The organism is Massilia niastensis DSM 21313, assembly GCF_000382345.1.
Lineage (GTDB): Bacteria > Pseudomonadota > Gammaproteobacteria > Burkholderiales > Burkholderiaceae_D > Telluria > Telluria niastensis.
Genome location: NZ_KB908147.1, coordinates 1 through 26,891, shown reverse-complemented (window position 1 = coordinate 26,891; position 26,891 = coordinate 1). Strand labels below are relative to the sequence as shown.

The window sequence follows — 26,891 nt, the reverse complement described above, 5'->3', positions numbered from 1 at the left end:
CGCATGCCTGACTCGTGCACTCGATGACAGTGATGGCCGCAGCCATTGCACACCATGGGGGCGGCAGGATCCCTGCGCAGATCGATCCACACTGCGCCCGGCCGGCGCTCCAATTTCGATGCAAAGAACCCTTCCCAGAACGGGAGGGCAAGATTATGATTCGTCATGAAAGCGGTGAGGATGAGCATTCTTTGTTGGTCGCACAACAAGTCTAGCTCGTCTTCACCGCTTTCCCTTTTCTGGCGTTACTTCCCGCTAATCCGTGAAGAACCAAAAAAAAGGCTCCCGACGGGAGCCTTTTTTCTTTCTTCGGAAAGGAGTGAGCCGCCTCGAACAGTCTGGCGGAGGAGGCGGCCGGCGTGGCGCAGGCATTGTCCGTCGTCAGGTTCCCCGGGATGCAAGGAGCCGCAAGCCGTCAGGACAAGGCCAGCATCTCGGCGAAGGCCTCCGCGCTGATCGGAGGGCTGAACAGATAACCCTGCATCTGGTCGCAGTGGTGCTTGAGCAGGAAACGCTCGGCCTCCCGGTCCTCGACGCCCTCGGCAATCACCTTCAATTTCAACTGCTTGCCCATCGCGATGATCGCACTGGTGATGGCCGCGTCGTTCGGGTCATGGGCAATGTCGCGTACAAAGGACTGGTCGATCTTCAGCTTGTCCACGGGCAAGCGCTTCAGGTAACTCAGGCTTGAGTAACCGGTGCCGAAGTCGTCGATGGAGGTGTGGATGCCGAGCCGCTTGAGTGCAACCAGCTTCTCGATGGACGCTTCCATGTCGGTCATCAAGGTGCCTTCGGTCATCTCCAGCTCCAGGAATCCGCCGTCGATATCCTGGGCCGCGAGCGCGCTCGCCACCCAGCGGTACAGGTCGTCCTGTTGCACGTTACGGGCCGACACGTTGACCGCCAGGGAGACATTCGGCAATCCCTGGTCCTTCCATTTGCGCAGCTGGGTGCACGCCTGGTGGATCGCCCATTCGGTGATCTCCGAAATCAGGCCGCACTCCTCGGCAAGCGGAATGAAGCGGGCAGGCGAGATCACGCCGCGCACCGGATGGCGCCAGCGCACGAGGGCCTCGCCGCCCGTCACCTGATGGCTGGGCAGGTCGACCTGCGGCTGGTACAGCAGGTAGAGTTCGTCGTTCGCGATCGCGCTGCGCAGTTCGTTTTCCATCGCCAGCCGCTCCTGCGCGCGCAGGTCCATCGCTTCGTCGTAGAAGCGCATGGTCTTGTTGCCCTGCACCTTGGCGTAGTACATGGCCATCTCGGCGTACTGGAGCAGGGTATCGCCCTCGCTGGCATCGTCGGGAAACAGGCTGATGCCGATGCACACGCTGGTCGTGGCGCGATGGCTTCCCAGTCGATAGGGCAAGGCCAGGCTGTCGCTGATCTTGCTGGCGATCGGGCGCGCCGCTTCGCCGCCGCCCAGGCCGGGTGCGATGAGCACAAAGGCGTCCCCATCCAGGCGCGCCACCGTGTCGCACTCCCGGACGCAGGCCTTGAGCCTGGCAGCGACTTCCTGCAGCAACAGGTCGCCGACCCGGTGTCCGAGCGAGTCGTTGATGACCTTGAAGCGGTCCAGGTCCAGGACCAGCAGGCCGACCTGGGTCCCGGTGCGGCGTGCTTCGGCCAGTGCCTGTTCGATCCGGTCGGCCAGCAGGTGCCGGTTGGGCAGGCCGGTCAGCAGGTCGTAATGGGCCAGGTAGTCGATACGTTCCCGGGCCCGCTTCTGTTCGCTGATATCCATGCTGATGCCGCACAGTCCCTTGACTTCGTTATTCGCGTACAAGGGGGTTTTCACCGACAGGAAAGTATGGGGCGCCCCGTCCGCGGTCGGGAAGTCTTCCTCGACGCGGATGGTTTCGCCGCGCAGCGCGACCAGGTCGGCCTTGCGGACCAGTTCGGCCATGCCAGGCTGCTCCTGCAAGAGTTCGTAGTCGGTCTTGCCCAGGGTATCGGCGAGGCTGATCCCGATGGTCTTCTCGAATTCGCGATTGATGTACAGGTAGCGCCCCTGCGGGTCCTTCATGTATACGCAGGCGGGAACGTTTTCCATCACGGCGGTCAGCAGCGATTCGCTGTCCTGCAGGTTTTCGTAGAGGCCGGCGTTTTCCATGGAAATGGCGACCTGGGCGAGCAGCCATTCCAGGACTTCGAGGTTGACGCGGGCAAAGGCGCCCGCGAGCTGGCTGTTTTCCAGGTACAGCACCCCGATCAGCGCGTTCTGGCGCCGGATCGGCATGCACAGGACCGCGCATGGCTGCCGCTGGCGGAAATACGGGTCATGGACGAAGACGCCCGTGCGGCTGGCGTCGTCGAGCACCAGCGGCGTGCGCGCGCGCGCCACGTAATTGATCAGCGTTTCCGGCACGCGCTCGGGGCCTGCCAGCGCCGACGCGTTCTTTTCGAACAGGAAGTGTTCGTCCTGGAAGCGGGCGCTTTCCACCAGCACCATGTGTCCCTGCCGGAAGACCAGCAGGTGCGCGCATTGCGCGCCAACGTGTTCGACCAGGGTGCGCAGCAAGGTTTCATGCAGGCGGCCGGTCGTCACTTCGTTGGCGATGCTTTGAGCCGCCTTGACCACGGTCAGCAGGTCCAGTTCTCCGGCGCGTGACGCCGATGTGGCCGGCGACGGGTGCGATGGCTCCGCGTGGCCGGGCAGGTAACGCTGGCGCAGTTGCTCGACCTTTGCCTCGGCTCCCCAGCGCCGGTACTCGAGCATCGCGGTGGCAAGCAGCGTATCGGCAAGCCGGTCAAGGCCGTGGGCGCGGCAGCAAGCGGCGGCAAGTTCATGCGCGAGGGCCGTCAGCTGCGGGGCTTCCTGTGCATGCGCCGCCTCGATCGCCTGCATGTAGAGCCGGACTGCGGCGGGCTCGTCACCGTCGACCCTTGCCCGCTCGGCATCGGCGAGACAGGAGCGGGCCGAAAAATTATCGGGACAGTGCTGCTTCCATCCGGCCAGGCGCGCGCAGCCGGCATCCAGCACTTCCCGGTGTTGTCGCCATTCGGCGCTGCCTGCATCGACACTGCTGCACAATGCGGCCGCGGTCAAGGTTCGGTAGAAATGGAATTCGGCCGTGTGGATGCTGTATCCGAGGAGGCTGAACGGGCCGGCCTTGGACGCCGCCAGGCTGGCGTTGGCAAAGTCGCCAAAACGATAACGCGCCTGCAGCTTGAGGCTGTAATACACGAAGCGCAGCGGCGATCCCGGGGTGTGCTCCAGCTGGTCTTCCAGGGCGCGCTCGTCGAAGTCATCCGCATCGAAGGACAGCAGCTGCCGGGTTTCTCCGCGCTGGTTGCGGATAAAGGCACGCAATGCTTCCAGCACCGGCCTGGTCGGCGTGTAGGCAGTGCCCTTCACGAAATCGATGCGGGCCTGCACATCCTGCAGCACATCCGCCAGCGGGTCGCCGAGGGCGCAGCGTAGCTCGACGAGGTATTCGCAGGCCAGGTTGGCGGCCACCGGCTCGTCGCTGATCCTCCCGCTCTCGAACGAAGACTGCAGGTCTGCCAGAGCGAGGCGCAGCGGGCGGGTGAACGACCCGACCACGCCTGTGACCATCAGCACGGGTGCGCGGTAGCGCTCGGGGACCGGACCGTGGACGATTTGCCGGGCAAGCCGTTCGAGCCTGGCGGCGACCCCGAACTCGTCCCTGTAACAACAGACGTAGGCGAGCAGCGCATAGGCCATTGCGCATTGTCCGGTATTGCCATGACGCGGTGCGAGGTTGACGGCATGGGCAACCATCACATGAAACAGATGCTCGCTGCGCACGGCGGCAAGCGGCATGGCGATCATGAGCGAGTCGAGCAGGAATTCATAAGCCTCGTCGGGGCGAACCGGCGTGCTTGCCAATGCCTCGATGGGCCGTTCGCCCAGGGCATCCCAGAACTTCGCCTCCTCGGCCATGGCTTCTTCCGCAGTGACATCGGCCGGCAGTTCGATGCCGAACAGTCGCGTGCACTCATCCAGCGCCGCAAACGCTTCCGCGTACCGCTCCTTGGCCATGAGCAGCTCGATCTTCAGGTGCAGGACCCGGGCGCGGTCGACCTTGCCATGCGTCTGTTGCAGCAGCAGTTCGATCAGTGCGGCCGCTTCATCCGTCCGGTCCAGCAGGTAGCAGCAGCCGGCCTGCTCGACATGCAGGCAATACGCGGTGCGATAGACGGTGTCGAAGTCGCCAGGGCGGAAATGGCCCAGTCCCATGGCGAGGTAGTGGGAGGCGGAGGAGTGGGCCCCGCTGGCCTTGGCCCGCGTTCCCGCCCTCAGGTTCACCTCCATGCATTGCAGGCGCTCCCGGTCGTCGTCGATTCCGGCGCTGCCGAGGTTGAACTGGTCGGCAATCTCGAAGACGCTTCCCTTGAAGGCGCCGCGCTCCTCCCCGGCCAGCAAGCGGCGGGCGATCGCGAGGTGGATGGCTTCGCGCCGGGCGCGCGGAATCGTCGCGTAGACGGCCTGGCGGATGCGGTCGTGGGCAAAGCGCAGGCAGCTGCGGTCGACCTGGTCGATGAAGCCCGCGGCCAGCGCATCCCGCAAGGTGGTGCGCACCGCTTGCTCGGTGATGTCGCCCGCGACCCTGGCCAGCAGCGCCAGGTCCACCACATGGCCGATGCAGGCGGCATACCGCAGCAGGTCCAGGGTCGCCTCCGGCAACTGCTGCCTGAATGCGGCGAGCATGAGGTCGATCACGTTGTCGCTGTAGGCCTGTGCGTTGATGGCATCGAGGTCCCACTGCCACGACCCGCTGGCCTGCTCATGGCGCAGGTGTCCTTCGTTCTCCAGCCTGGCGAGAAAATGCAGGGCGAACAGGGGAATGCCCGCGGTCTTCCTGTGCACAAGCAGCGCCAGGGGACGCGCGCGCTGGCGGTCGATATCGAGCACGTCGGCGATCATGGTCGCGAAATCCTCGCTCGACAGCGGCGCGAGATGGAGGTCGGTCATGGCCAGGCGGCCCGCGCGCAGGCGGGCGAGCGCCTCGGTCAATGGATGCGAGGGGGGGATCTCATTGTCGCGGTAGGCGCCGATGACGAGCAGCCCGGGGGTGGCGGTGTCGACCAGCAGGTAGTGGAGGAAGGACAGGGTATCCCGGTCGGTCCACTGCAGGTCGTCGAGGAAGATCACGAGTGGCCGTGCGCGCTCGCTGAACACGGCGATGAAGCTGCGCAGCGTGGCGAAGAAGCGCCGTTGCGCTTCCTTCGGCGGCAGGGCGGGTGGCGGCGGTTGTTCGCCCAGCAGCAGGCGAACATGCGGGATCAGGTCGAGCAGCAGGGCGCCATTGCCCGCGAGCGCGGTATCGAGCCGGTCGCGGCAGGTGCGCAGCGCCGCTTCTTCGCCGCCAAGCAGGGCTTGTACGAGCTGGGACAAGGCTTCGCACAAGGTGGCATAGGGTGTCTGTCCCTTGTACTGGTCGAATTTGCCGGCAATAAACGAACCGCCATCCGCGTAGATCGCCTTTTCCAGCTCTCCCACGACAGCCGACTTCCCTACGCCTGCCGGTCCCGACAATAACAGCAGGGACGAGGCGCCGCGTTCGGCGACCGAGCGGTAGGCCGCGCTCATGGCAGCAAGGTCGCGCTCGCGGCCGTACAGCCGTTGCAGGGTCCTGAGTCCACCCGCGACGTCATGGCGGCCGATCGCGAACGGTGCGATGGTCCCCGTCGAGCGCCAGTGCTGCAGGCACTGGGACAGGTCCGCCTGCAAGGCGCCGATACTCTGGTAGCGCTTGTCCGGCGACTTTTCCAGCATCTTCATCACAATGGCCGAGAGCGGGGCCGGAACGCCGGGGTGCTTCACGTGGGGAGCCTGGGGCTTGCGGGCCAGGTGCGCATGGACCCACCCGAGCGCGTCGCCGGCCTCGAAGGGCAGGGATCCGGTCAGCAACTGGTAGAAGATCACGCCCAGGGAATAGCAATCCGATCGGGCATCCACGCGCTGGTTGATGCGGCCGCTCTGTTCGGGCGCGAGGTAGGGCAGGACAGGGCCGGTCGGGACGACCTGGGTTCCCTGGGCGGGCAGGTTCCCGGAGTGGGCAAGGCCGGCCAACTGCACTTGCCAGTTGTCCCTGCAGACGAACACGGACTCCGGTGTCAGCAGTCCATAACAGCTTTCAGTCCGGTACAGGGGGGCCAGGGCTTCGCAGAAACCGAGCGCGATCTGCAGGAAGGGCTCGATCGGCAAAGGCCCGGGCGCCGTGGTCGCCAGCCGCTGCCAACCGGAAGCACAGGTCCCGACGGTGGAGTTGTCGACTTGGCCAGGCATGGCGTGGTTCCGATAGCGTCGGCATCGACGCAAGTATCATTGCGAGTGTACTCGGAACGGCAACGAACACAAGCCTCGTCACATCGCAGTGCCCAGCTTCCCCAGGATGGACGTGCCGTCGAAGCTCAGCTTCGGCATGGGCACCTGCATGGCCTGTATCATCTTGTCCGGTTCGGCCGACAAGGCATTCAAGATGCATTCGCTGATCTCTTCAGGGTAGGAACTCGGCACTTTTTCCCGGATCAGGGTGTTGGCGGCGCCAAAGAAGGTTCCCAGGAACACATCGAGTGCAACGCGGAAGGACTTGACCGTCAGGACCCCGGTCTGCATTCCTTCCAGGATATCCCGCGATACGCTGCCTATCCCCTCGGGAAGCGTGTTTTCGTGCGGCCATCCCAGCCGCGCCACGAATGCCGCCAGTACCGGCGAGCGCTGCATCGCATGGAGCAGCAGGCGCAGCGCCAGGGCCAGGCGCAGGACGGGGTCGTCATGGCTGCAGATGACGGGATCGACGAGGCGCACCAGGTCGTTGCCGACCTGGACTGCAACGGCCGCGAGCAATTCCTCGTAGGTCTTGAAATAGTTGTAGAAGGAACCGCGCGACATGCCGGCGTGGTTGATCACGTCATCGATGACCGGCGCATCCGGTCCTTTCTCGCCGAGAACAACCAGGGCGCTTTCCAGGAGCCGCATCCGGGTCCGCTCGCGTCGCTCGGCGGCGACCCTGGTTCGATGGTTGCCCGGGGCGGGGTCTGTCATTATTTTCTTCATTTTCAAGTAGGCGGAGCACATGGTGCGATGGAGGCAGTGCTCGTTTGGCGTGAACCGGGCCATGCCTTGCATGGCCCGGTCGTGCGTAGCCGTCAGGCGCCTGCGATCCTGTTGCCGGACCGCCTGGACAGGCGGGCAGACGGCATGCTAGGCACTCTGCCAGGCGGGGGCCGGAGTGTTTTCCGGATACGTGCCGGCACTGCGTTCACGGTCGCCGGGGAGCAGGGCGAGGCTCTCGCTGACGATCAGTTCCACCTCGCCCAAGGGTCCGTCGTGCATCACGCTGCGGTCCGGACGCACGACCGCGACCCAGCCGGGCGGGGCGGCGCCCGGCACCAGCGAGCCGGTCATGTCTTCCCAGCTGATGTCCCCCTGGCGCGGCTGGCCGCGGTGGCGCACCTGCACCGTGCAGCCGCCCGCCAGCGTCCATGCGGCCAGCAGCTCGCGCGACAGCGTGGCCGCCGGGTCGCAGCCGAAGCCCAGCAGGATGAGGCGCGGACCCAGTACCTCGTCGCTCGGCAGCAGGGGCGCGCCGACTTCACTGCGCACCAGGCCTTGCGGCAGCATGCCGCCCCGAACCAGCCGGGAGCGCGTCCTGCCGTGGCTGAACAGGCCGTCGCGGAACCGGTCCGGCGTCTTGATCTTCAGGTCGGCGAAGAGCGACCGGACGCCCGGAATGCGTTGTGCCAGGTACAGCAGGCCATGCACGCAGGTCGCGGTCAGCCGGTTGCGCGGCATGACGCGCTGGCCCATCAGCAAGGCCGTCTTGATGACCGACTTCGCATGCGGGCGCCGCTCGGTGTCATAGCTTTCCAGGATGGCCTTGTCGGCCCGGCCGTGCACCACCCAGGCCAGTTTCCATGCGAGGTTGGCGACGTCGCGCAGCCCTGCAACCAGGCCCTGGCCGACGAAGGGCGGGGTAATGTGGGCGGCGTCGCCCACGAGGAAGACCCGGCCTTTGGAGAAGCGGTCGACGATGCGCGCATGGAAGCGGTACACGGCGGTGCGCTCGATGACGATGTCTTCCGGCCTGCACCAGGGCGCCAGCAGCTCGCGGATCTTTTCCGGATCTTCCATCTGGGCGCGCGTCTCGCCCGGCTGCAGCATGAATTCCCAGCGCTGCCGGTTCCCGGGCGCGAGCATGTGCGGGGTCGGACGCTTCGGGTCGCAGATGAACTCGACGTGGTCGATCGGATTGGGGACGTCCGTCGCATCGACGACCAGCCAGTCCTGGGTGAAGGTCTTTCCTTCGAAGCCGAGACCGGCGTGGCGCCGCACGAACGAGTTGGCGCCGTCCGCGCCGACCATGAATCCGGCGCGCACGCTGGCCGTGCCGCCGTCGGCCAGGCCCAGCGTCGCCAGCACCCCGCTGGCATCCTGCTTGAAATCGAGCAGTTCGGCGCCCAGCGCAACCCGGACCGACGGATGGTCGACCACCCGGCTGCGCAGGGCGCGCTCGAGCTGCGGCTGGTAGAAGGTCACGAGCCGCGGATGGCCGTCGATGGCTCCCGCGGTATTGATATTGGCGTAGTTGCCGAACATCGGCGAGTGCATGCGCACGACGGGAACCGCGATCGTATCGAAGGCGCCTTCCTCGAGGCCGGCCATCTGCAGGATGCGCAGGGCTTCGTTGTCGAGGACGATGGCGCGCGGCGCCATGAACACGTCCTGCGCCTTGTCGATGACCAGGGTGGATAGGCCGTAGTGGCCGAGCAGGTTGGCGGCGGCTGCGCCGACCGGACCCATGCCGACCAGCAGTACGTCGACGGTATCGGGAATGATGGTATTCATGCCTGCCTCACTCCTCGTCCGCCATGGCCTCGCCGCCGCTCAATACGCTGGCGGGGAAGGGGAAGCCGCCAAGCAGGGCGCGGGCCTGGTCCTGGTCCTGCGGCGCGCAGCTCACGAAGGCGATGGCGCCGTGGCGCGGGTCGGTCCTGACCTGGACGCCGGCGACGATGCCGTTCCCGGCCAGCACCTCGCTGAACACATGGGCGACCGCCCGCATGCGCAGTTCGGCCTTGGCGATCTTGCCGACGGCGGTCAGGGACATCTCGGCCAGGATCTCGATGCGCACCGGGACCGCGGCGCGTTCCGGCACCGCTACGCGCGCAAAGTCCATCAGGTCCCCGGCCTGCACCTGCTGGCCCGGCTTGAGCGTGACGTAAGCCACCGGCAATTCCCCTGCATGCAGGTCGGGCTGGCCGACCGCGGCGGCATGCGCCACCGCCGGATGCCCGTGCAGGGCCTCCTCGATCAGTGCCGGATCGATGTTGTGGCCGCCCCGGATGATCAGGTCCTTGGCGCGGCCGGTCAGGTGAAGGTAGCCGTCCTGGTCCAGGTATCCCAGGTCGCCGGTGTTGAGCCAGCCGGGCTTGAGCCAGATTCCCCGGTTGTCCTTGTCGCGCAAATAGCCCGGGAACACATTCGGGCCGCACACGCCGATCACGCCGGTCTCGCCGGGCGCGCACTCGCCGGCGGCATGGCCGCTGCCGTCGATCTTCCAGATCTTCAGCTGCTGGTGCGGCAGGCGCAGGCCGACCGTGTCCAGGCGGCGCAAACTGCTGACCGGGTCGATGGTCGAGATGCAGGCCGCTTCGGTCAGGCCATAGCCCTGGTGCAGAGGGATATCCGCCACCAGCTCGAAGCGGCGCGCAACCTCGGCCGGCAACGGGGCCGCGCCGCAGAAGGCGTAGTACAGCGAGGAGATGTCGGCGCCATCGAGCGGCAGGTCGGCCAGTGTCGAGAAGATCGTCGGCACGCCGCTGAAGCTGTTGGCGCGGAAGCGCTCGACCAGTTTCCAGAAATTCGGCAACACACCCTTGCCGCGGTAGCCCGCCGGGGTCAGCATCACGACCTCCCATCCGGCCTGGAAGGCGCCGATCCCGGTGACCATGGCGCCATTCACGTGGAACAGCGGCAGGCCGCACAGGATGACGTTGTGCCCGGGGATCATCACCCCGAGCATGGCCGCCACGAAGGCGTCGTTCTGGTGCGAATGGGTGGCGACCTTGGGCAGGCCGGTCGTGCCTCCGGTGTGGAAGTAGGCGCTGATGTCGCCCGGCGCGAAGCGGCGTCCGGAATCCAGCCGGTCCGCGCGCTCGGCCTCGAGCGCCTCGCCGAACTGGATGATGCCGACATCCGGGCGCGCCGGCCGCGTTGCCGTCGCAAGCAGGTCTTCCAGCAGGCTGCGCGCCGTGCCGGCGGCATAGGGGGCCAGGCTCACCACGAACAGCGTGCGGATCGAGGGGCAGCGGTCGACCACGGCCACCGCCTTGTCCCACAGCTCGCTGCCCGGAGCGGGGGCGAAGGCGACCAGCGCCTCGGCTTGGGTCTCGTCGACGATGCTGGCGATCTGCTCGACCTCGAGCATCGGATTGACCGGGCTGGCGATGCCGGCGGCCTGCGCGCCCAGCAGGGCGAAATGGGTCTCGGGCAGGTTGGGCAGCAGCAGCGTGACGGCGTTGCCGGGGCCGATGCCGGCGCGGTGGAATGCGTTCGCGGCCTGGGTGACGCGCGCCTTCAGGCTGCGGTAGTCCACCGCGAATTCGGCGGCGTCGGGCTCGGCGCCCGCCACGAAGCGCAGCGCGGTCTTGTCGGGATGGCGGTCGCACGCGTGGCACAGCAGTTCATAGGTATTCGCGGCCGGCAGCCGGTCCTGCCAGGGCGTTTGCTCTAACGCCAGGATGTCTGCCAGCGTACGTGGTCCCGCCGGGCGTTCCCGGCGAGCGTGCGAAGTGTCAAGCATGGTGGTCTCCATTGTATTGTTGGGGGCTTGAGTGGGACAGGGCGGGCCCGGCGGGCCGATCCGCTCAGGTGCCGCGGATCTTGTTGGCCTGCTCGCCGAGGTCGATCGCGCCGTCGTCGGTGCGGATGGACGCGTGCATGATGTCGCCCGGCTGCAGGTAGGCGGGATTGGCCATGCCTTTCTTGATGAACAGCTGCCATTTGTCGCGCTCGGACAGCACGTGCCTGAACATCCACATGGCCAGCTTGCCGGGGGCGCGCGCCGCACAGCCGGCCGGCGTGCCGGTTGCGATCAGGTCGCCCGGGTGCAGGTCGTGCAGGGCCGAGATCTCGCTCAGCGTCTGGTGCGGCTTGAAGATCATGTCGCCGCAATAGGCGTTCTGGCGCAGCTTCCGGTTGACGTGCAGTTGCATGCGCAATTCCGGCCAGCGCTGCCATTCGGCCTTGTTCAGCAGCACCAGGTAGGGGCCGATCGGGCCGAAAGTGCGATAGCTCTTGCCCTTGTAGAACTGGGCCTGCGGCAGCTGCACGTCGCGCGCCGACACGTCGTTGACGATGGTGACCCCGGCCAGCCAGTCGGACAGGTCGTCTTCGCCGATGGTGGCGGCGGACGTGAGCGGGCGGCGCAGCACCAGTCCCAGCTCGATCTCGTAGTCGAGCAGGCGCACGTGCCGCGGGCGCTCGACGTCGGCGAAGGCGGATACCATGCACGACGAGGCCTTGGTGAACAGGGTATTGAAGCCGATCCTGGCCGGGTCCATGCCCGATTCGCGCACGTGGCTGGCATAGTTGATGCCTTGGCAGACGAATAGCCGGTCGCGGGTGATGGGCGACAGCAGGGTCACCGCATCGAGCGGGATCGAGGCCTCGGCCGGCGTGCTGCGCCAGGCCTGGTCGATGCCATCCTCGACGAATGCGGCGGTACTGGCATGGCGCTGCGGCAGCGGCGCGATGCGCCTGCCATGTACGACGCCCCAGCGCGCCTCGCCGTCATGCATATAGTGGGCGACTTGAACGGGCATGGTTCTCTCCTTGATGTTCGTGCAAAAAATGTTGGACGGCGCGGGTCAAAGCCACGGACGCGGCCTGGTCATGGCCCGGCCGAGCAGTTTCAGGCGTGCGGTGGACAGGCGGCCGGAGCGCAGCAGGCGAATGATCTTGAAGATGGTCCCCAGGTCGCGCTTCACGCCCATCGACGGCGGCACGTCGTCGCCCCAGGCCCAGATCCCCGACATTTCCAGCGGCACGTAATGGGTTTCATGCTCCGCGGTGAACACATCGCCATCGGTGTAATGCTCGAATTCCATGCCGTCCGGGTCGTACCAGTAGTCGAACAACTGGCTGCCCAGCACGTGCCGGCCGATGCCCCACATGTGGCGGTGGCCGTTGGCGCGCAGGACGTTGTGCCCCTGGCCGAGGGCGTCGAGGTCGATCACTTCGTAGGCGCTGTGCTCGTACTTTTCCTCGATGCCGCCGGCCAGGACGAAGCTGTGGTGGTCGGCCGGCGTACCCCCGAGGTCCAGGCGGAAGAAACACAGGTTGGGCGAACCGTCTTCCAGGTACTGGACATCGGTGGGAATGAGGCCGAGATGGCGCATGTACCACTCGGCCATGCCGGCGAAATCGGTGGTCTGCATGACGACGTGGCCCAGCCGGGCCACGGTCGCCGGTTCGAGCGGGGGCCTGACGGTCGCGTTCACGCGGCGCAGCATGCCCGGGCTGTTGGTGAACGGGTGCAGCGGGGGACGCAGGGGCAGCGGTGCGGCGCGCGCCTGCCCGGCGATCAGCCAGAGCAGCTTGCCGGCCGGGTCCACCAGTTCGATGCCGGCGCCGCCGCCCGGGATCTGCTGCGGCGCGAGGCGCCGGGCCCCTGACAGCTTTTCCACGATCGCCAGCTCGGCTTCCGATGCCACCGTGAACGCGGCGCCCAGGTAGCGTGAGCGCTCGCCCTGGTGGGCCAGGTAGATGCAGGCCTCCCTGCCGCTGCCGCGCATCAGCAGCCGGCCCTGGTCGCGCGCAACCGTATGCATCCCGAAATCCACCAGGAAGGCCTCGGTCGCAGCGAGGTCGGGCTTTTCGAACATCAGGAAGGCCAGGGACTGCGCCTGGACCAGGGGGATGGGCCGTCCCAGCTTCTGGACGAAGGGCGGCAGCGCGCTTTCGGGATAGGCGGGCGCGCTACGCAGGGTTGACTTGTTCGGGTGCGACATGGCTCTCCGGATTTCACAAGGGCGCATCCTGGGATGCGCGGGACGTTGAGATGACATTATCGTCATAATGACACGAGTGTCAAGTAGAATCGGCCGGGCGGACCAGGGCGCTGAGTCAAAACACCTTGATGAGGCGGACCTGGGTGAAGTTCGCATCCTTGGCGTTGCGCGACGACAGCGTGGCGATGTGCTGGATGGTCAGGGCGGCGTCGAGGCCGGGGATCTTGGTGGTGAAGAATGCCCCGGCATTGGTCGAGCGAATGCGGCTTGGCCCCAGTGGATTGTTGTCGTCGTCCTGGTACTGCTGGAGCCGGATCGCGTGCAATCCCAGCACGCCGATGGGGGTCATGTAGCCGATGGCGGTCTCCACGCCCGCCCAGTTGCCGCTGCGCAGCTGGTTATCCCGGTTTCGCGTGTTCAAGCCGACCGACAACTTGGCGGCGAGGGCCAGCTTCGGGGTAGGGAGGTAGGCAAGCTGGAGCGCGGGGCGCAAGGTGGTGAAGTTGCCGGACCCGATATCGGGCTTGGCGTCGGTGGCATATTTCCCGGTCGGTAGTACCAGGGCCGTGGACGCGAGCACGCGCAGCTTTTCGCCCAGGTACTGCCAGCCCGCCAATACCTCGACGTCGCCGATGCCGCTGATCTCGCCGCTGGCGCCTGCCCCCTGTGCCTGCAGGGCGGCCTGGTATTGAGCGCCAAACTGCGCCTCCACGGCGGGGCGGAGCGCGCCGGGCGCGCCTGCGGGCCAATCGAGGCGCGCAGTCCCGGCGTGCGGCATCATCGACTGGTTCTTCCTGGCGAACGGCAGGTCGACAGCGAACACCATGCGCCCCCCGCCGATCTCCCCGGGCATCAGGTAACCGAACACCAGGTCCCAGCGGGTCATCGTTCCGGTCGCCTCGATCGCCGCCGTGCCGGCGCCATAGGAGGGACTGAAACCGGCCGGCAGCGACGCGGGCAGGCCGACGACGCCGCCCGGGATCGGTCGCGTCATCGCCTTGCCGTCATTCCCCGTGACCCGGCTGACGTCGATGTGGGTGCCGACCATCGCGGCCAGCCATCCGGTCTCGTTGGGCGGGGCGAACATTTCGCCGCCAAGGCTGCCGGCAAGGTTGTATCTCGGCTCGAAGCCCTCGGCCGCGCTGGCCACGCCTGCACAGCCCAGCATGAGGCAGGCGGCAAAGTGTGGAATGGAAGGCGGGGTCGTCTTGGACATGGCGGTCTCCTGGTTATGGTGATCTGCTGCTTTCGATGGATTTGCTCGCCGGGCTGTTTGCATGCTCACCTCGATCGGCGTAATGACGTTACCGTCATAATGACGAAATTGTCAATAAATTTCGGATATAATATTGCCTTGCTTGACTCATCCACCATGTCTCGGAAAACGGAATATGAAACCAGAAGAACCGCTGAATCACCGTACCCGGGTCGCGGCCGAGCGCCGCGAAAAGACGCGTGCGAAACTGCTGGAGAGCGCCTTGCTCGTCTTCGCGCAGAAGGGACCGCAGGCAGTGATCGACGACGTCATCGCCCAGGCCGGGATGGCGCGCGGTTCGTTCTATAACTATTTCCGTACGAACGAAGAGTTATTGGTCGCGCTGGCCGCCGAGATCAACGACGAACTGATGCTCGTCATCGACCCCGCCGTGCAGTTGCTCGAGGATCCTGCCGAGCGTATCGCCCGCGGCACGCGGCTGATGCTGCATGCGGTGCTGAAGTACCCCCTGTTCGGCGCGTTCATGGTGCGCCTCCCTTTCCCCACGGCGAACAGCAGCCTGCTGGCGGTGCGCTTCATGTCCAGGGACATCGCCCAGGGAGTGAAGGCAGGCCGGTTCGGCTCTGTCGGGCAGCGGGTGGCGACCGACCTGGTCGCCGGCGTCGTGCTGAAAGCGGCGCATTCGCTGGCGAGCGAGCCGATGGAGCCGGACTATCCCGAAGCGGTCGTCCATGCCATCCTCGTGGCCCTGGGAATCGACGGGAGCGAGGCCGCCCGCATCATCGCGCAGCCGCTTCCCGAACTCGTGCTTCCCGCAGGCTCGATCCTGGTGCGCGCCCAGGAATACCAGGCTTGAGCCGTTCCCGCGCCCGGAACTGATTCCGCCGCCGCCGCCGCGCCGGCATCCCTCCTTTCCCACTTTTCTTCTCACGGTCCCGCCAGCGTAGGCACGCTCGCGGGACCGTTTTGTTTTCCCGGCGCGCAGCTGCCGGCGTGGTCATGCATCCGGCAGCCACCGCGCGGTGTTGTTGCGCGATCCCATCGCCCTAGCGGGCTCATCCTTAAAATAAACACTTCGTCATAATGACATGTGCGTCATTATGATGTATATTGCGTCCTCTCAACAAACGAGTCGACGACGCCTGGCCGTCCAATCCGCATCGCTGTCCGGCATGTGGAGACCGGTCAAAGGCAAGCGACAGGGGATAGAAAATGAACATGAACTATCGATCGGCAACTCTCGGCATCATCGCGGCGCATCTCATGACGGCATGCGCTCCCGCTCCCGCGCCCGAACACGAAGACGTGCGCCCGGTGCGAACCATCGTCGCAGGCCGTACGCCAGGCTCGGTCGGCGCGTCCTACTCAGGCGAGATCCGCGCCCGCTACGAGAGCCAGCTGGGTTTTCGCACGGCCGGAAAGATCGTGACCCGACTGGTCGAGGTCGGCAGCCACGTCAAGCGCGGCCAGCCGCTGCTGCGGCTCGATCCTTCGCAGGAGCAGCTGCAGGTGACGGCGTCGGGCGCCGAGGTCGAGGCGGCGCGCAGCCAGGTGGCGCAGGCGCGTGTCGATCTGCGCCGCAGCGAGCAGCTGTTGGCGCGCAATTTCGCTTCGCAATCGGAACTCGACCACCAGCGCCTGGTCCTGGACCAGGCCGAGGCCCAGCTGCGCGCCGCGCTCGCACGCCGCCAGCTGAACGTCAACCTGCAAGGTTTCACGACGCTGGTCGCCGATCGCGACGGGGTGGTCAGCGCGATCAATGCCGAGGCCGGGCAGGTGGTGACGGCAGGCCAGCCGGTCGTGACCGTGCAGGCCGCCGGCGAACGCGAGGTCGCGATCAGCATTCCGGAATCGCGCATCGACGAACTGCGCCAGGCGGCGACGCTCAAGGTCGTGGTCTGGGCCCATCCGGACAAGTCGTGGAGCGGCACCCTGCGCGAGCTGGCGCCGGACACCGACAGCGTCACGCGCACCTACTCGGCGCGCATCTCGATCAAGGATCCCGACCCGGCGCTGCTGCGCCTCGGGATGACCGCCACGGTGACTGCGCCGGACGTCGACGGCAAGGCCGCGATCCGCCTGCCGCTGACGGCCATCGTCGACCACGAGGGCGGACGCCGCCTGATCTGGCTGGTCAACACGAAGACCGGGCGCGTCGGCTCGCGCGAAGTCAAGCTGGGCAGCGCCCAGAACGACAGCGTGATGGTGCTGGACGGGCTGTCGGGCGGGGAGACCGTGGTCACCGCCGGCGTGCACATGCTGCAGCCGGGCCAGCAGGTCCGCCTGGTACAGGAAGCGGCCGTTTCCGGAGGTGCCAAGTGAAAGGAATCAACCTGTCCGAATGGGCGCTGAAGCATCCGCAGATGATCGCCTTCCTGCTGGTGCTGCTGACGGTGACCGGCTTGCTGGCCTATGGCAGCCTGGGCCAGAAGGAAGACCCCGAGTTCACCATCAAGACCATGGTGGTGCAGACCTACTGGCCCGGCAGTTCCGCCCAGCAGATGGCCGACCAGGTGACCGACAAGCTCGAGAAGAAGCTGCAGGAAGTGGCCGAGATCGACTACACCTCCACCTACGTGAAGCCGGGCGAAACCCAGATCAAGGTCAACCTGCGCGAGAACGTGCCGCCCGAGGCGGTGCCGGACGTGTGGTACCAGGTGCGCAAGAAGATGGGCGACATCCAGCATGCCCTGCCGCAAGGTACGCAGGGTCCGTTCTTCAACGACGAGTTCGGCGATACCTTCGGCAACATGTATGCGATCACCGGCGACGGCTTCGACTACGCCGACCTGCGCCGCTTCGCCGACGCCGCCCGCAATGAATTCCTGCGCGTGGCGGACGTCAACAAGGTCGACCTGGTGGGCAAGCAGGAAGAGAAGATCTACGTCGAGATTTCCAATGCCAAGCTCGCCTCGCTGGGCCTGGATCCGGCCCTGATCGCGGCGACCCTGGCGCAGACCAACGCCGTCGCCGCAGCCGGCACCGTGCAGACCACGGCCGAGCAGGTGCGCCTGACGGTGAGTGGCGAGTTCGACTCGGTCGAGAACATCCGGGCGATCGGCATCCGGGCCGGCCAGCGCAGCTTCCGCCTCGGCGACATCGCCGAGGTGCGCCGCGGCTTCGTCGAACCGGCCGTCTCGAAAATGCGCTTCAACGGCCAGGAGTCGATCGGTTTGGCGGTGAGCATGCGCAAGGGCGGCGACGTGATCCGCCTGGGCAGGCAGTTCGAGGAGACCCTGCGCCGCATCCAGGCCAGCCTGCCGGTGGGCGTGCAGATCCACTCCGTCAGCGACCAGCCCCAGGTCGTCGAGCACGCCGTATTCGAGTTCAAGAAGAGCCTGGCCGAGGCCGTGATCATCGTGCTCGCCGTCAGCTTCTTCTCGCTGGGCATGCGCACCGGCCTGGTGGTGGCGCTGTGCATTCCGCTGGTGCTGGCGATGACCTTCCTGGTCATGTACCTGCTCGGCATCGACCTGCAGCGCATTTCGCTGGGCGCGCTGATCATCGCGCTGGGACTGCTGGTCGACGACGCCATCATCGTGGTCGAAATGATGGCCCTGAAACTCGAGCAGGGCTGGGACAAGTATCGCGCCGCCACCTATGCCTACACCGCCACCGCTTTCCCCATGCTGACCGGCACCCTGATCACCGCCGCCGGCTTCCTGCCGGTCGGCTTCGCCAGGTCGGGGACCGGCGAGTATGTATTCTCGCTGTTCCAGGTGGTCGGCATTGCGCTGGTGCTGTCCTGGATCGTGGCGGTGCTGTTCACGCCCTATATCGGCTTCAAGCTGCTGAAGGAGCATGCGCACGCCTCGCACGACGAGGATGCGATCTACCAGCGCGGCTTCTACGCCAAGTTTCGCAGCTTCGTCGACTTCTGCCTGGCCCACCGGATGTGGGTGATCGCCATTACCCTGGCCCTGTTCGCCGGTTCGCTGCTGCTGTTCAAGGCGGTGCCGAAGCAGTTCTTCCCGGCCTCCGACCGTCCGGAACTGATCGTCGACATGTGGATGCCGAAAGCCGCCACCTTCGAGGCCAGCCAGCGCGAGGTCCAAGCCCTCGAAGGCATGCTCAAGGGCGACCCCGACATCGTGGCCGTGACCAGCTTCGTCGGCAATGGCGCTCCGCGTTTCTACCTGCCGCTGGATGCGCAGGCACCCAACCTGAACCTCGGCGAGCTGCTGGTGATGACCAGAGGCGGCGAGGCGCGCGAACGGGCCCTGGCCAGGATCCAGAAGCTGTTCGAGGAAAAATTCCCGAATGTGCGCGGCCGCGTCAACCGGCTTGAAAACGGTCCGCCGGTAGGCTACCCGGTGCAGTTCCGCGTGTACGGCAACGACAACGCCAAGGTGCGCGAGATCGCCGGCCGCGTGGCCGAGATCATGCGCGCCCATCCGAGCCTGCGTGGCGTGAACGGGGACTGGGGCGAGCGCGTCAAGCGCGTGCAGGTCGACGTCGACCAGGACAAGGCGCGTGCGCTGGGCGTCAGCTCGATCCAGGTCAAGCAGGCCCTCGAGGCGTCCTTGTCCGGCACGCCCATCACCCAATACCGCGAGGAAGACCAGGGTATCGACGTGGTGGCGCGCCTGGTGGCATCGGAACGCACCGACCTGAATAACCTGAAGGACGCCAGGATCTATGTCCGTGACGGCAAGTTCGTGCCGGTGTCCCAGGTGGCCCGTCTTACGCTCGTGGAGGAAGACAGCGAACTGTGGCGCCGCAACCGCATCCCGACCCTCACGGTGCGGGCCGACGTGGCGGGCGCGCAGGCGCCGGATGTGACCAGCGCCCTGTGGCCGAAGATGCAGGCGCTCGCGAAGGGCCTGCCGCTCGGCTACGGCATCGAGATCGGCGGCGCCACCGAATCGAGCGGGAAGGCGCAGGCCTCGGTGAACGCGGTCATGCCCGTGACCCTCGTCGTCGTCCTGCTGCTCTTGATGATCCAGCTGCAGGACATGAAGAAGATGGCCCTGGTGCTGCTGACCGCGCCGCTGGGCATCATCGGGGTCAGCGCGGTCCTGGCGGCATTCCGGATCCCGTTCGGGTTCGTCGCGATGCTGGGCGTGATCGCGCTGGCGGGCATGATCATCCGTAACTCGGTGATCCTGGTGGTGCAGATCGACCAGGAGGTGGCCGGCGGCGCTCCGCTGTGGACGGCCATCGTCGAATCGGCGGTACGCCGCCTGCGCCCGATCGTGCTGACCGCGCTGGCGGCGATCCTGGCGATGGTGCCGCTGACCCATTCGGTGTTCTGGGGCCCGATGGCCTGGGCCATCATGGGCGGGCTGGCGGTCGCGACGCTGCTGACGCTGGTGTTCCTGCCGGCCCTGTATGCAGCCTGGTACCGCGTCAAGCGTCCCGTGCACCCTGGCAAAGCGCCGAGTGCAGCGGCTGCGCCCGCATCCTCCGCAATCCATTTACACGTTGAGAGTTAGACCGATGAAGAAGTTTTCAAGCATGCGCCTGCGCGCGGTGCCGGCGGCGCTGGCCCTGTTGCTGGGCCTGGGCTGCGGCCCGGCCGCCGCCATCGACCTGGTGGAAGCCTACCACCTGGCGCTGGCCAGCGATCCGGCCAGCCTGGCGGCGGACCAGGCGCTCGTCGCCGGCCGCGAGAAGTCCGTCCAGGGCGATGCCCTGCTGCGCCCGCGTATCGACCTGGTGGCCAACGTCACCCGGATCCACGACCGGATGAACGGCGACGTGCCCGAAGCCGCCCGCGCCCTGGTGCGCGACGACAGCAGCGGCACGGCGCGCAACGCCACGCTCCAGCTGGTGCAGCCGCTGTACGACATGGCGGCCAGGGCGGACCGGACGCAGATGCATGAGCTGTCCGCGCTGGCGCAGACCCGGTTCGACGAGTCGCGCCAGGCGCTCGCCCTGCGCGTCGCCGAGGCCTACTTCGGCGTGCTGGTGGCCGAGGAGTCGCTGCGCGTGGTGCAGTCCGAGAAGGAAGCGGTCCTGCACCAGCGCGACCGCGCCAGGGCCCGTTTCGACGTCGGGCAGGGCAAGATCACCGACGTGCACGAGGCGCAGGCGCGCCTGGACGCGGTGACGACCAGGGAGGTATCGGCGGCCTCGACGCTCGAACTGCGGCGCACGCAGTTCCTCGAGACCGTCGGCACTGCGCCGCAAGGACTGTCCCGGCTGGCGCCATCGTTCGCGCCGGGCTTGCCCGAACCGGCCGACCTGCACGCCTGGCAGTCGCGCGGCGAGAGCCACAGCAAGCTGGTCCGGAGCAGGCAGTCCGAGCTCGCCATCGCCGGCGCCGAAGTCGGCAAGCATCGCCTGGAGGCGCGCCCGACCCTGAATCTCGTGGCCAGCTACGGGGCCAGGGAACAGAGCGGCAACCTGTCGCCGCTGGTCGCGCCGGGCGGCAGCCGCGACGCGTCCCTGGGCCTGCAGCTGAACATTCCGCTGTACGCGGGCGGCGCCCTCGATTCGCGCAAGCGCGAATCGGTCGCCCGGCGCGGCCAGGCCGAGCAGGAACTGGCGGCCGCGCGCCGCGACGTGCGCCTGAAGGTGCAGGAGGGCTACCTGGCCGTCACCACCGGGGTGTCGCGCATCGCATCGCTCGAACAGGCCATGGTGTCGGCGCGCAGCGCCCTCGAAGCGACCAGCCTCGGGCGTGATGTCGGCACCCGTACCAGCCTCGACGTGCTGGACGCACGGCAGCGGGTGCATGCGGTGGAGCTGGACCTGATCCAGGCGCGCGTGGACTACCTGCTGGGCCGCCTGCGGCTGGCCGCCGCCGCCGGCGAGTTGGGCGAGGAGACCTTGCGTGCGCTGGGCGCCTGGCTGGCTTCCTGACGGGCGAGCGGCGAGCCAAGCATGACATCGATGATGCCATCGACTGGCGCAGCGCTGGCGCGCCGCCTGCTGGCCATGGGGGCGGCCCTGTTGCTGGCGGCTTGTTCGAGCACCCGGCCGTGGGTGAACCAGCCGATCCACCCGCAGTCGGTGGTGCCGTCGGCTTCGCCGGTCAGCGCCACGACGCAGTCCGGGGAAACGCCTTCCATCGTTGCGGCGATCACCTTGTCCGGAGGCGGCGCGCGCGCCGCCGCCTTCGGGCTCGGGGTGCTCCGGGAGCTCAAGGCCACCCGCTTCGAGTGGCAGGGCCGCAGCACCAGCATCCTCGACGAGGTAGGCCTGGTCAGCGGCGTGTCCGGCGGCAGCGTGCTGGCGTCGTACTACGTGGCCTTCGGCGACGACACCTTCACCCGTTTCGAGCATGACTTCCTGCTGGCGAACTTCCAGTCCAGCCTGATCGGGCAGGCGTTCGCGCCAACGACGCTGTACCGGATGACATCGCCCTGGTACGGCCGTTCCAACGTGCTCGAGGAAAGGCTGAACCGCCTGTACCGGGGCAAGACTTTCGGCGACCTGCTGGCGCGGCGCAGCGGGCCCAGGCTGCTCGTGACCGCGACCGACCTGACGACCGGAGCGCCGTTCGAATTCACCCCGGAGCAGTTCGCACTGATCTGCTCCGACCTGAACAGCGTGCCCTTGTCCGTCGCGGTATCCGCATCCTCGGCCGTGCCCATCCTGCTCAGCCCGGTCACCTTGCGGAATTACGCGGGAAGCTGCGAACAGTCGAAACAGCTCACGGATGCGACGCCGGACGAGCGCAACCTGCAGGCGCGCCTGCTCAATGCCAGCATGCAGAGCTACCTGGACGCGGAGAACCGGCCCTTCCTGCACCTGGTGGACGGCGGCCTGGTCGACAACCTCGGCGTGCGCGGACTGCTGGTGCGCACCGTCGCCGGCGGCGCGCTCGATGCGAGCTTCGCCAACCTGCCGGTGGGTTCGGTGCGCAAGATTATCCTGATCAGCGTGAATTCCGAGCGCGACGCGGCCGAGCGCATCGACCGCAGCGACCGGGTCCCCGGGCTGGGGAAGGTGCTCGATGCGCTGGTCTTCGGGGCCGGTGCGCGGGCGACCCACGAAACCATGGCGGCCGTGAAGGACAACGCCCAGCGCTGGGCGGAAGAACTGGCCGCGGTGCGCGGCAGCGAAGGCAGCCCGTTCGCCGCCGACGCCGAGATCCACGTGATCAGTGTCAGCCTGCGCGACCTGAAGGACGAGCATATCCGCCACGCGCTGCTGCACGTGCCGACGGCGCTCACCATCCTGCCGCTCCAGGTGCGCCAGCTCGAGGAAGCGGGAAGGGCGGTGTTGCGCGGATCGCCAGCGTTCCAGCGGCTGCGCGACAGCCTGGCCAGGCCGGGCGGCACGGCATCCGCCGCAGCGCAACCGGAGCGTTGAGACGGCGCTGCGCCAATCACCGAGCGTTCGCCTGCCATTGGGGCGGTCGACGACGAACACAACCAGGAGAAATACACTGTGGTGAGAAAATCGAAGGAAGAGTCGGCGAAGACACGCGTTGCGATCATCGAAGCAGCGCGCCGGGTATTCCACCAGTACGGGGTCAGCCGCTCCACACTGGACAAGGTGGCTACCGAAGCCGGAGTGACACGGGGCGCCGTGTATCACCATTTCGGGAACAGGACGGAACTCTTCTTCGCCACCCAGGAAGACGTGCTGGAATCGATGAACGCCCCTGTCGATGAGGTCCTCTTCTCGAGCCGCTACACGGATCCGCTGGACGCGATCGAAGCGGCGCTCGCGCGATTTTTCCAGCTCCTGGATGAATCTCCCGTGGTATGGGAGGTGTTCGGGATCATGATGGCCCGATGCGAATACGTCGATGAGTTCGCGAAGGTGCAGGAAGTCATCGCCCTCCCGGGCCGGGAGTTCCTTGGAAAAATGAGAAGGGTCTACCAGCAGGCTGCGGACGCCGGAAAGCTCAAGGATGGATGCGATCCTGCCTCGACCGCGTGCGACACCTGGGCTTTTGTCGACGGACTGCTGCACATGCTGGTAGCCAGCCCCCGGGGCCACGAGCTGCGGAAACGCATCCCGGCTATGATCCGCACGCATATGGCGCTGCGCAGACGCTGACCGGGACTTACCGTCATCGAAGCTCCCGGAGCCGCAGCGGGCCGCGCGTGCGTTCAGTCGCTGACCTTGACGATCAGCTTGCCGAAGTTCCGTCCCTGCAGGAGGTCGATGAAGGCCGCCGGCGCGTTCTCGAACCCGTCCACGATATCTTCCCTGTAGCGCAGCCGGCCCTCGGCGATCCACCTGGCGGCCTGCTCATGGAACTGCGGGCGCTGGTGGGCGAATTCGCGCACGATGAAGCCGCGGATGGCCAGGCTCCTCTTCAGCACCTCGCGCATCATGTCCGGCAGCCGGTCGGGACCCGGCGACTCGCCCGGCCTGTCGTTGTATTGCGCGATCAGGCCGCATACCGGAATGCGGGCGAACTCGTTCAGGAGCGGGAACACCGCGTCCCATACCTTGCCGCCGACGTTCTCGAAGTACACGTCGATACCGTCCGGACAGGCTGCGGCGAGCTGGGCGGCGAAGTCCGGCGCCCAGTGGTCGATCACGGCGTCGAAACCCAGTTCATCGCGCACGTAGGCGCATTTGTCGGGGCCGCCCGCGATGCCGACGGCGCGCGCGCCCGCAATCCGGGCCACCTGGCCGACCATCGAGCCGACCGGCCCGCTGGCGGCGGCCACCACCACGGTGTCGCCGGCTGCGGGGCGGCCGATGTTGAGCAGGCCGGCCCAGCCGGTAAAGCCGGGCATGCCGAGCACGCCGAGCGCAGTGCTGGGAGGCGCCGTGGCCGGATCGAGCTTGCGCAGGCTGGCGCCGTCCGACAGGGCGAAGCGCTGCCAGCCGGTGTGCGACAGGACGATCTCGCCTTCCGCATAGCCGGGATGGCGCGACTTCACGACGCGGGCGACAGTGCCGCCCTCCATCACGCCGCCGACCGGGACCGGATCCGCATACGATTTGCGCGCGTCCATGGGTCCGCGCATGTACGGGTCGAGCGAGAGATAGAGAACCTGCAGCAGCAGCTGCCCGTCGGCGGGTTCGGGAAGCGCGTCCTCGACGATGCGGAAATCGCCGGGCTGGGGAAGCCCGTCCGGTCGTGAGGCCAGCAGGATACGCTGGTTACGTGGAACATGCATGAGTGGCCAACCCTTCAGTTGTCGAGGATGTCAGACTCGCCTGGCGGCGTCGATGTCGTCCACGCCCTTTCAGGCGACGACTGCTGCCTGTGCGTCGTTGGCCGGCTGGCCCACCTGAAGGCGGATGTCCGCTTCGGCCGTAGCGAGCGCCTTGGCCTTCCCCTGTTCGCCCATGGCCAGTCCCTCGGCGCGCACGATGCGTACATCGGTGATGCCGACGAAGTTGAATACCGTCTTGAGGTAGCTTTCCTGGTGGTCCACCACGTCGGCAGGCAGGCCGGCATACATGCTGCCGCGGGTCGATACCACGATCAGCGTCTTGCCCTTGGCCAGCCCTTCGGGCCCGTTTGCCGTGTACCGGAAGGTGCGGCCAGCCTGGGCGATGCGGTCGATCCAGGCCTTGAGCTGGCTCGGGATGGTGAAGTTGTACATGGGCGCACCGATCACGATGACATCGGCGGCGAGAAACTGGCTCACCAGCTGTTCGGAGACAGCATTTTCCATTTTCTGGGCCGGCGTGAGCTGCGCCGGATCGATGCCGAGCTTGAAGCCCAGCGAGTCCATGTCCAGGTGCGAGGGGGCGTCCAGCGCCAGGTCCAGGTACTCCACGGTGGTCGCGGGGTGGCTGGCCGTCCATGCGGCGACGGTCTTGCGGCTGAGTTGACGCGAAACGGAGGCGGAGCCCAGCGGGCTCGAATCGACGTGCAGTAGCTTCATGTTTTCTCCTGTCGGGGCAAAGACGCTCTTCGCCCATCGAATGGAGTATGCGGTCGCTTCAATGCGCCGATAAGATGGCAAAATTGTGTTTTATTGTTCTACTGGTGGAACGATGCAAGACCTGAACGACATGGTGTTCTTCGCCGAAGTGGTGGACAGGGGCGGGTTCGCGGCGGCCGGCCGCAGTCTCGGCGTGCCCAAGTCCAGGTTATCGCGACGCATCGGCGAACTCGAGGCACGCCTGGGTGTGCGGCTGCTGCAGCGGACGACCCGCAAGCTGTCCCTGACCGAAGCGGGCGAGATCTATCACCGCCATTGCGTGGCCATGCGCGAGGAGGCGGAGGCCGCCGACGAGGCGGTCGCGCGGGTACGGGGCGAACCGCGGGGCACCGTGCGCGTGACCTGCCCGGTGAATCTTGCCCAGACAACGCTCGGCCCCATCCTGCCTCGTTTCATCGCCGCGCACCCACAGGTGCGGATCGAGATGCAGGTGACCAATCGCGTGGTCGACCTCGTGCAGGAGGGTGTCGATGTCGCGTTGCGCGTACGCTTCAACCTCGACGACAGCGGCAGCCTGGTGGTCAAGCACCTGGGGCTGACATCGTTTGTCCTGGTTGCCAGCCCCGGGCTGCTGGAACGGAGCGGCAGGCCGGAGTCGCCGGAGGACCTGCGCCAGGTACCGACGGTCGCGATGTCGGCAGTGGATGGGCGCGCCAGCTGGCCTTTGCTGGGCCCTGGCGGGGGCGACTTCGAGCTGCAGCACCGCCCGGTCTGCACGGTCGACGACCTGCTCATGCTGAAGCTCGCCGCCTTGCAGGGCGCCGGCATGACCGTGCTGCCGGACTATATGTGCATCGATGAACTACGCCAGGGACTGCTGGTGCCGGTGCTTCCCGGATGGGCGCCGCCCGCGATCAAGGTGGTGGCGGTGTTTCCCTCGCGCCGCGGCATGGTGCCTGCCGTGCGGCGCTTCCTGGATTTCCTCGGCGATAACATCATGGGCGAGCGCAGCTGATGCGGGCGGCAAAGAACTATGCTGCCGCTCTTCCGCCCAGTTGTCGGGGCCGTTAGCGGTTTGACTACGATTATCCGGCATCTGATCGTGGAAAGGGCTCCCGAACGTGAACTGAATTCGCAAAAATTGGATGCCAGCTTTTGGGGTTCAGGTCAGAGGGGAGCCTTTGTTTTTTCTCGTCTTGCCAGCGAGCCTGATTTTTCTAGCGACTGGCAGTCTGCGAGTCGAGCCGCCCTATCGGCAGCGTCACAGGTTCCACTTCAATATCAACATTGGCGATTTGCGCGAATAATCGCGTCCGTTGATCTTGTATCGGTGAATCTCGTGGCGCAATCCCAACTGAAAGGCTCCCTTGGCACTCAATTCCCACAGCAGTTCGGGCCGAAGGAAAACTTCCGTTCCATTTTCACCCGTCCCATTGATAAGCGACAGCAGGTTAAAGTGGATTTTTTGCCCGGCAATCGGAAGCGGATCGGACATCAGAACTGAACGCCACAGCCATTCGTTATTGTAAAAATTTGTTTTTCTGTGCAGCAGACCGGATTCGAAGTAAGCAAATCCTGGTACTTTGAAATTCAGCGAAATGCCGTGGTTATAAGAGCGGAAATCGGCATAACTCGCCCGCTCATAGCGTGCAATCAGTGAAATGTCACTGATCGAACCGATGGCGAGGTTTCGTCCGCTCACTCTGCCAAGGCTGAGCCGGGGATTGAATACGATCAGATTCTGAAAGCTACTGTTTCCTCCGAACGAGCCGAACCGCTCCCGCCCACGTTCTCGCCATGAAAGACCTCGGCGTCGACATAGGGAAGCGCTGATTTAATCGATATTTTTCTCGTGGCCGGAGCTGTGCTGTCGACGCTGGCTTGACGAGCAGCGAAGCGAGTATTTTTGCCCCAGCACGGCGTCGCGAGACGATTTT

18 protein-coding genes and 1 pseudogene are annotated in these 26,891 nt (G+C 66.3%); 7 read left to right on the top strand and 12 right to left on the bottom strand.

The annotated features are described in order from the left end of the window. From H162_RS35065 to H162_RS0126430, 8 genes and pseudogenes are all read right to left on the bottom strand, one after another. A pseudogene (locus H162_RS35065) lies at positions 1-188 on the bottom strand (hypothetical protein); the annotation flags it as partial. A 227-nt stretch (positions 189-415) separates the two neighbouring features. Continuing rightward, entirely contained in the window at positions 416-6,256 is a 5,841-nt protein-coding gene (locus H162_RS0126460) for an EAL domain-containing protein (RefSeq protein WP_156885822.1), read from the bottom strand. A 78-nt stretch (positions 6,257-6,334) separates the two neighbouring features. Continuing rightward, a complete protein-coding gene (locus H162_RS32035) occupies positions 6,335-7,099 on the bottom strand; it encodes a TetR/AcrR family transcriptional regulator (RefSeq protein WP_084677138.1) in 765 nt (254 codons plus the stop codon). Positions 7,100-7,174: 75 nt separating this feature from the next. Continuing rightward, positions 7,175-8,818 carry a bifunctional 3-(3-hydroxy-phenyl)propionate/3-hydroxycinnamic acid hydroxylase gene (locus tag H162_RS0126450; RefSeq protein ID WP_020656499.1) on the bottom strand — a complete coding sequence of 548 codons (1,644 nt, stop codon included), beginning with the start codon at positions 8,816-8,818 and terminating at the stop codon, positions 7,175-7,177. 7 nt (positions 8,819-8,825) lie between these two features. Beyond that, complete coding sequence (locus H162_RS32030; RefSeq protein WP_020656498.1) at positions 8,826-10,775, bottom strand: acyl-CoA synthetase; 1,950 nt, start codon at positions 10,773-10,775, stop codon at positions 8,826-8,828. 64 nt (positions 10,776-10,839) lie between these two features. Then, the gene (locus H162_RS0126440; protein WP_026355128.1) at positions 10,840-11,796 is read right to left on the bottom strand and encodes a fumarylacetoacetate hydrolase family protein; all 957 of its coding nucleotides are present in this window, start codon (positions 11,794-11,796) and stop codon (positions 10,840-10,842) included. A gap of 45 nt (positions 11,797-11,841) precedes the next feature. Next, positions 11,842-12,984: a VOC family protein gene (locus tag H162_RS0126435; RefSeq protein ID WP_020656496.1), complete on the bottom strand. Its 1,143-nt coding sequence runs from the start codon at positions 12,982-12,984 to the stop codon at positions 11,842-11,844. Positions 12,985-13,099: 115 nt separating this feature from the next. Continuing rightward, complete coding sequence (locus H162_RS0126430) at positions 13,100-14,200, bottom strand: transporter (protein ID WP_020656495.1); 1,101 nt, start codon at positions 14,198-14,200, stop codon at positions 13,100-13,102. Positions 14,201-14,375: 175 nt separating this feature from the next. Between H162_RS0126430 and H162_RS32025 the strand changes: the two genes are divergently transcribed. The 6 genes from H162_RS32025 to H162_RS0126400 all read left to right on the top strand — a co-directional run bounded on the left by H162_RS32025 (position 14,376) and on the right by H162_RS0126400 (position 23,158). Beyond that, the gene (locus H162_RS32025; protein ID WP_020656494.1) at positions 14,376-15,056 is read left to right on the top strand and encodes a TetR/AcrR family transcriptional regulator; all 681 of its coding nucleotides are present in this window, start codon (positions 14,376-14,378) and stop codon (positions 15,054-15,056) included. A 362-nt stretch (positions 15,057-15,418) separates the two neighbouring features. After that, positions 15,419-16,522 carry an efflux RND transporter periplasmic adaptor subunit gene (locus H162_RS0126420; RefSeq protein WP_040788302.1) on the top strand — a complete coding sequence of 368 codons (1,104 nt, stop codon included), beginning with the start codon at positions 15,419-15,421 and terminating at the stop codon, positions 16,520-16,522. Further along, a complete protein-coding gene (locus H162_RS0126415; RefSeq protein WP_020656492.1) occupies positions 16,519-19,635 on the top strand; it encodes an efflux RND transporter permease subunit in 3,117 nt (1,038 codons plus the stop codon). The genes H162_RS0126420 and H162_RS0126415 overlap by 4 nt, the downstream gene beginning before the upstream one ends. Positions 19,636-19,639: 4 nt before the next feature. Beyond that, positions 19,640-21,007: a TolC family outer membrane protein gene (locus tag H162_RS0126410; protein WP_020656491.1), complete on the top strand. Its 1,368-nt coding sequence runs from the start codon at positions 19,640-19,642 to the stop codon at positions 21,005-21,007. A 30-nt stretch (positions 21,008-21,037) separates the two neighbouring features. Beyond that, positions 21,038-22,462, top strand: a complete 1,425-nt coding sequence (locus H162_RS32020; protein ID WP_020656490.1) for a patatin-like phospholipase family protein — start codon at positions 21,038-21,040, stop codon at positions 22,460-22,462. An 81-nt stretch (positions 22,463-22,543) separates the two neighbouring features. Continuing rightward, the gene (locus H162_RS0126400; RefSeq protein ID WP_211223750.1) at positions 22,544-23,158 is read left to right on the top strand and encodes a TetR family transcriptional regulator; all 615 of its coding nucleotides are present in this window, start codon (positions 22,544-22,546) and stop codon (positions 23,156-23,158) included. Positions 23,159-23,211: 53 nt separating this feature from the next. Here the strand turns inward: H162_RS0126400 and curA are convergent, their stop codons facing one another. Both curA and H162_RS0126390 read right to left on the bottom strand, forming a co-directional pair. Next, the gene (curA, locus tag H162_RS0126395; protein WP_020656488.1) at positions 23,212-24,237 is read right to left on the bottom strand and encodes an NADPH-dependent curcumin/dihydrocurcumin reductase; all 1,026 of its coding nucleotides are present in this window, start codon (positions 24,235-24,237) and stop codon (positions 23,212-23,214) included. 69 nt (positions 24,238-24,306) lie between these two features. Then, entirely contained in the window at positions 24,307-24,954 is a 648-nt protein-coding gene (locus tag H162_RS0126390) for an FMN-dependent NADH-azoreductase (protein ID WP_020656487.1), read from the bottom strand. A 112-nt stretch (positions 24,955-25,066) separates the two neighbouring features. On the opposite strand from H162_RS0126390, the gene H162_RS0126385 reads away from it, so the two are divergent. Next, on the top strand, positions 25,067-25,969 hold the full coding sequence (locus H162_RS0126385) for a LysR family transcriptional regulator (RefSeq protein WP_020656486.1): 903 nt from the start codon (positions 25,067-25,069) through the stop codon (positions 25,967-25,969). 246 nt (positions 25,970-26,215) lie between these two features. On the opposite strand, the gene H162_RS34460 is transcribed toward H162_RS0126385, so the two are convergent. Beyond that, the gene (locus H162_RS34460) at positions 26,216-26,656 is read right to left on the bottom strand and encodes a hypothetical protein (RefSeq protein WP_156885820.1); all 441 of its coding nucleotides are present in this window, start codon (positions 26,654-26,656) and stop codon (positions 26,216-26,218) included. A 32-nt stretch (positions 26,657-26,688) separates the two neighbouring features. After that, positions 26,689-26,891 (bottom strand): hypothetical protein (locus tag H162_RS35060; RefSeq protein WP_211223749.1); only part of this gene is annotated, 203 nt, incomplete at its 5' end.

Coding starts and splice junctions, on each gene's coding strand:
- H162_RS0126460 (WP_156885822.1), bottom strand. CDS start 6,256: ATGCCTGGCCAAGTCGACAACTCCACCGTCGGGACCTGTGCTTCCGGT.
- H162_RS32025 (WP_020656494.1), top strand. CDS start 14,376: ATGAAACCAGAAGAACCGCTGAATCACCGTACCCGGGTCGCGGCCGAG.
- H162_RS32030 (WP_020656498.1), bottom strand. CDS start 10,775: ATGCTTGACACTTCGCACGCTCGCCGGGAACGCCCGGCGGGACCACGT.
- H162_RS0126430 (WP_020656495.1), bottom strand. CDS start 14,200: ATGTCCAAGACGACCCCGCCTTCCATTCCACACTTTGCCGCCTGCCTC.
- H162_RS0126410 (WP_020656491.1), top strand. CDS start 19,640: ATGAAGAAGTTTTCAAGCATGCGCCTGCGCGCGGTGCCGGCGGCGCTG.
- H162_RS0126390 (WP_020656487.1), bottom strand. CDS start 24,954: ATGAAGCTACTGCACGTCGATTCGAGCCCGCTGGGCTCCGCCTCCGTT.
- curA (WP_020656488.1), bottom strand. CDS start 24,237: ATGCATGTTCCACGTAACCAGCGTATCCTGCTGGCCTCACGACCGGAC.
- H162_RS0126435 (WP_020656496.1), bottom strand. CDS start 12,984: ATGTCGCACCCGAACAAGTCAACCCTGCGTAGCGCGCCCGCCTATCCC.
- H162_RS0126440 (WP_026355128.1), bottom strand. CDS start 11,796: ATGCCCGTTCAAGTCGCCCACTATATGCATGACGGCGAGGCGCGCTGG.
- H162_RS0126420 (WP_040788302.1), top strand. CDS start 15,419: ATGAACTATCGATCGGCAACTCTCGGCATCATCGCGGCGCATCTCATG.
- H162_RS32035 (WP_084677138.1), bottom strand. CDS start 7,099: ATGCAAGGCATGGCCCGGTTCACGCCAAACGAGCACTGCCTCCATCGC.
- H162_RS0126385 (WP_020656486.1), top strand. CDS start 25,067: ATGCAAGACCTGAACGACATGGTGTTCTTCGCCGAAGTGGTGGACAGG.
- H162_RS0126450 (WP_020656499.1), bottom strand. CDS start 8,818: ATGAATACCATCATTCCCGATACCGTCGACGTACTGCTGGTCGGCATG.
- H162_RS32020 (WP_020656490.1), top strand. CDS start 21,038: ATGATGCCATCGACTGGCGCAGCGCTGGCGCGCCGCCTGCTGGCCATG.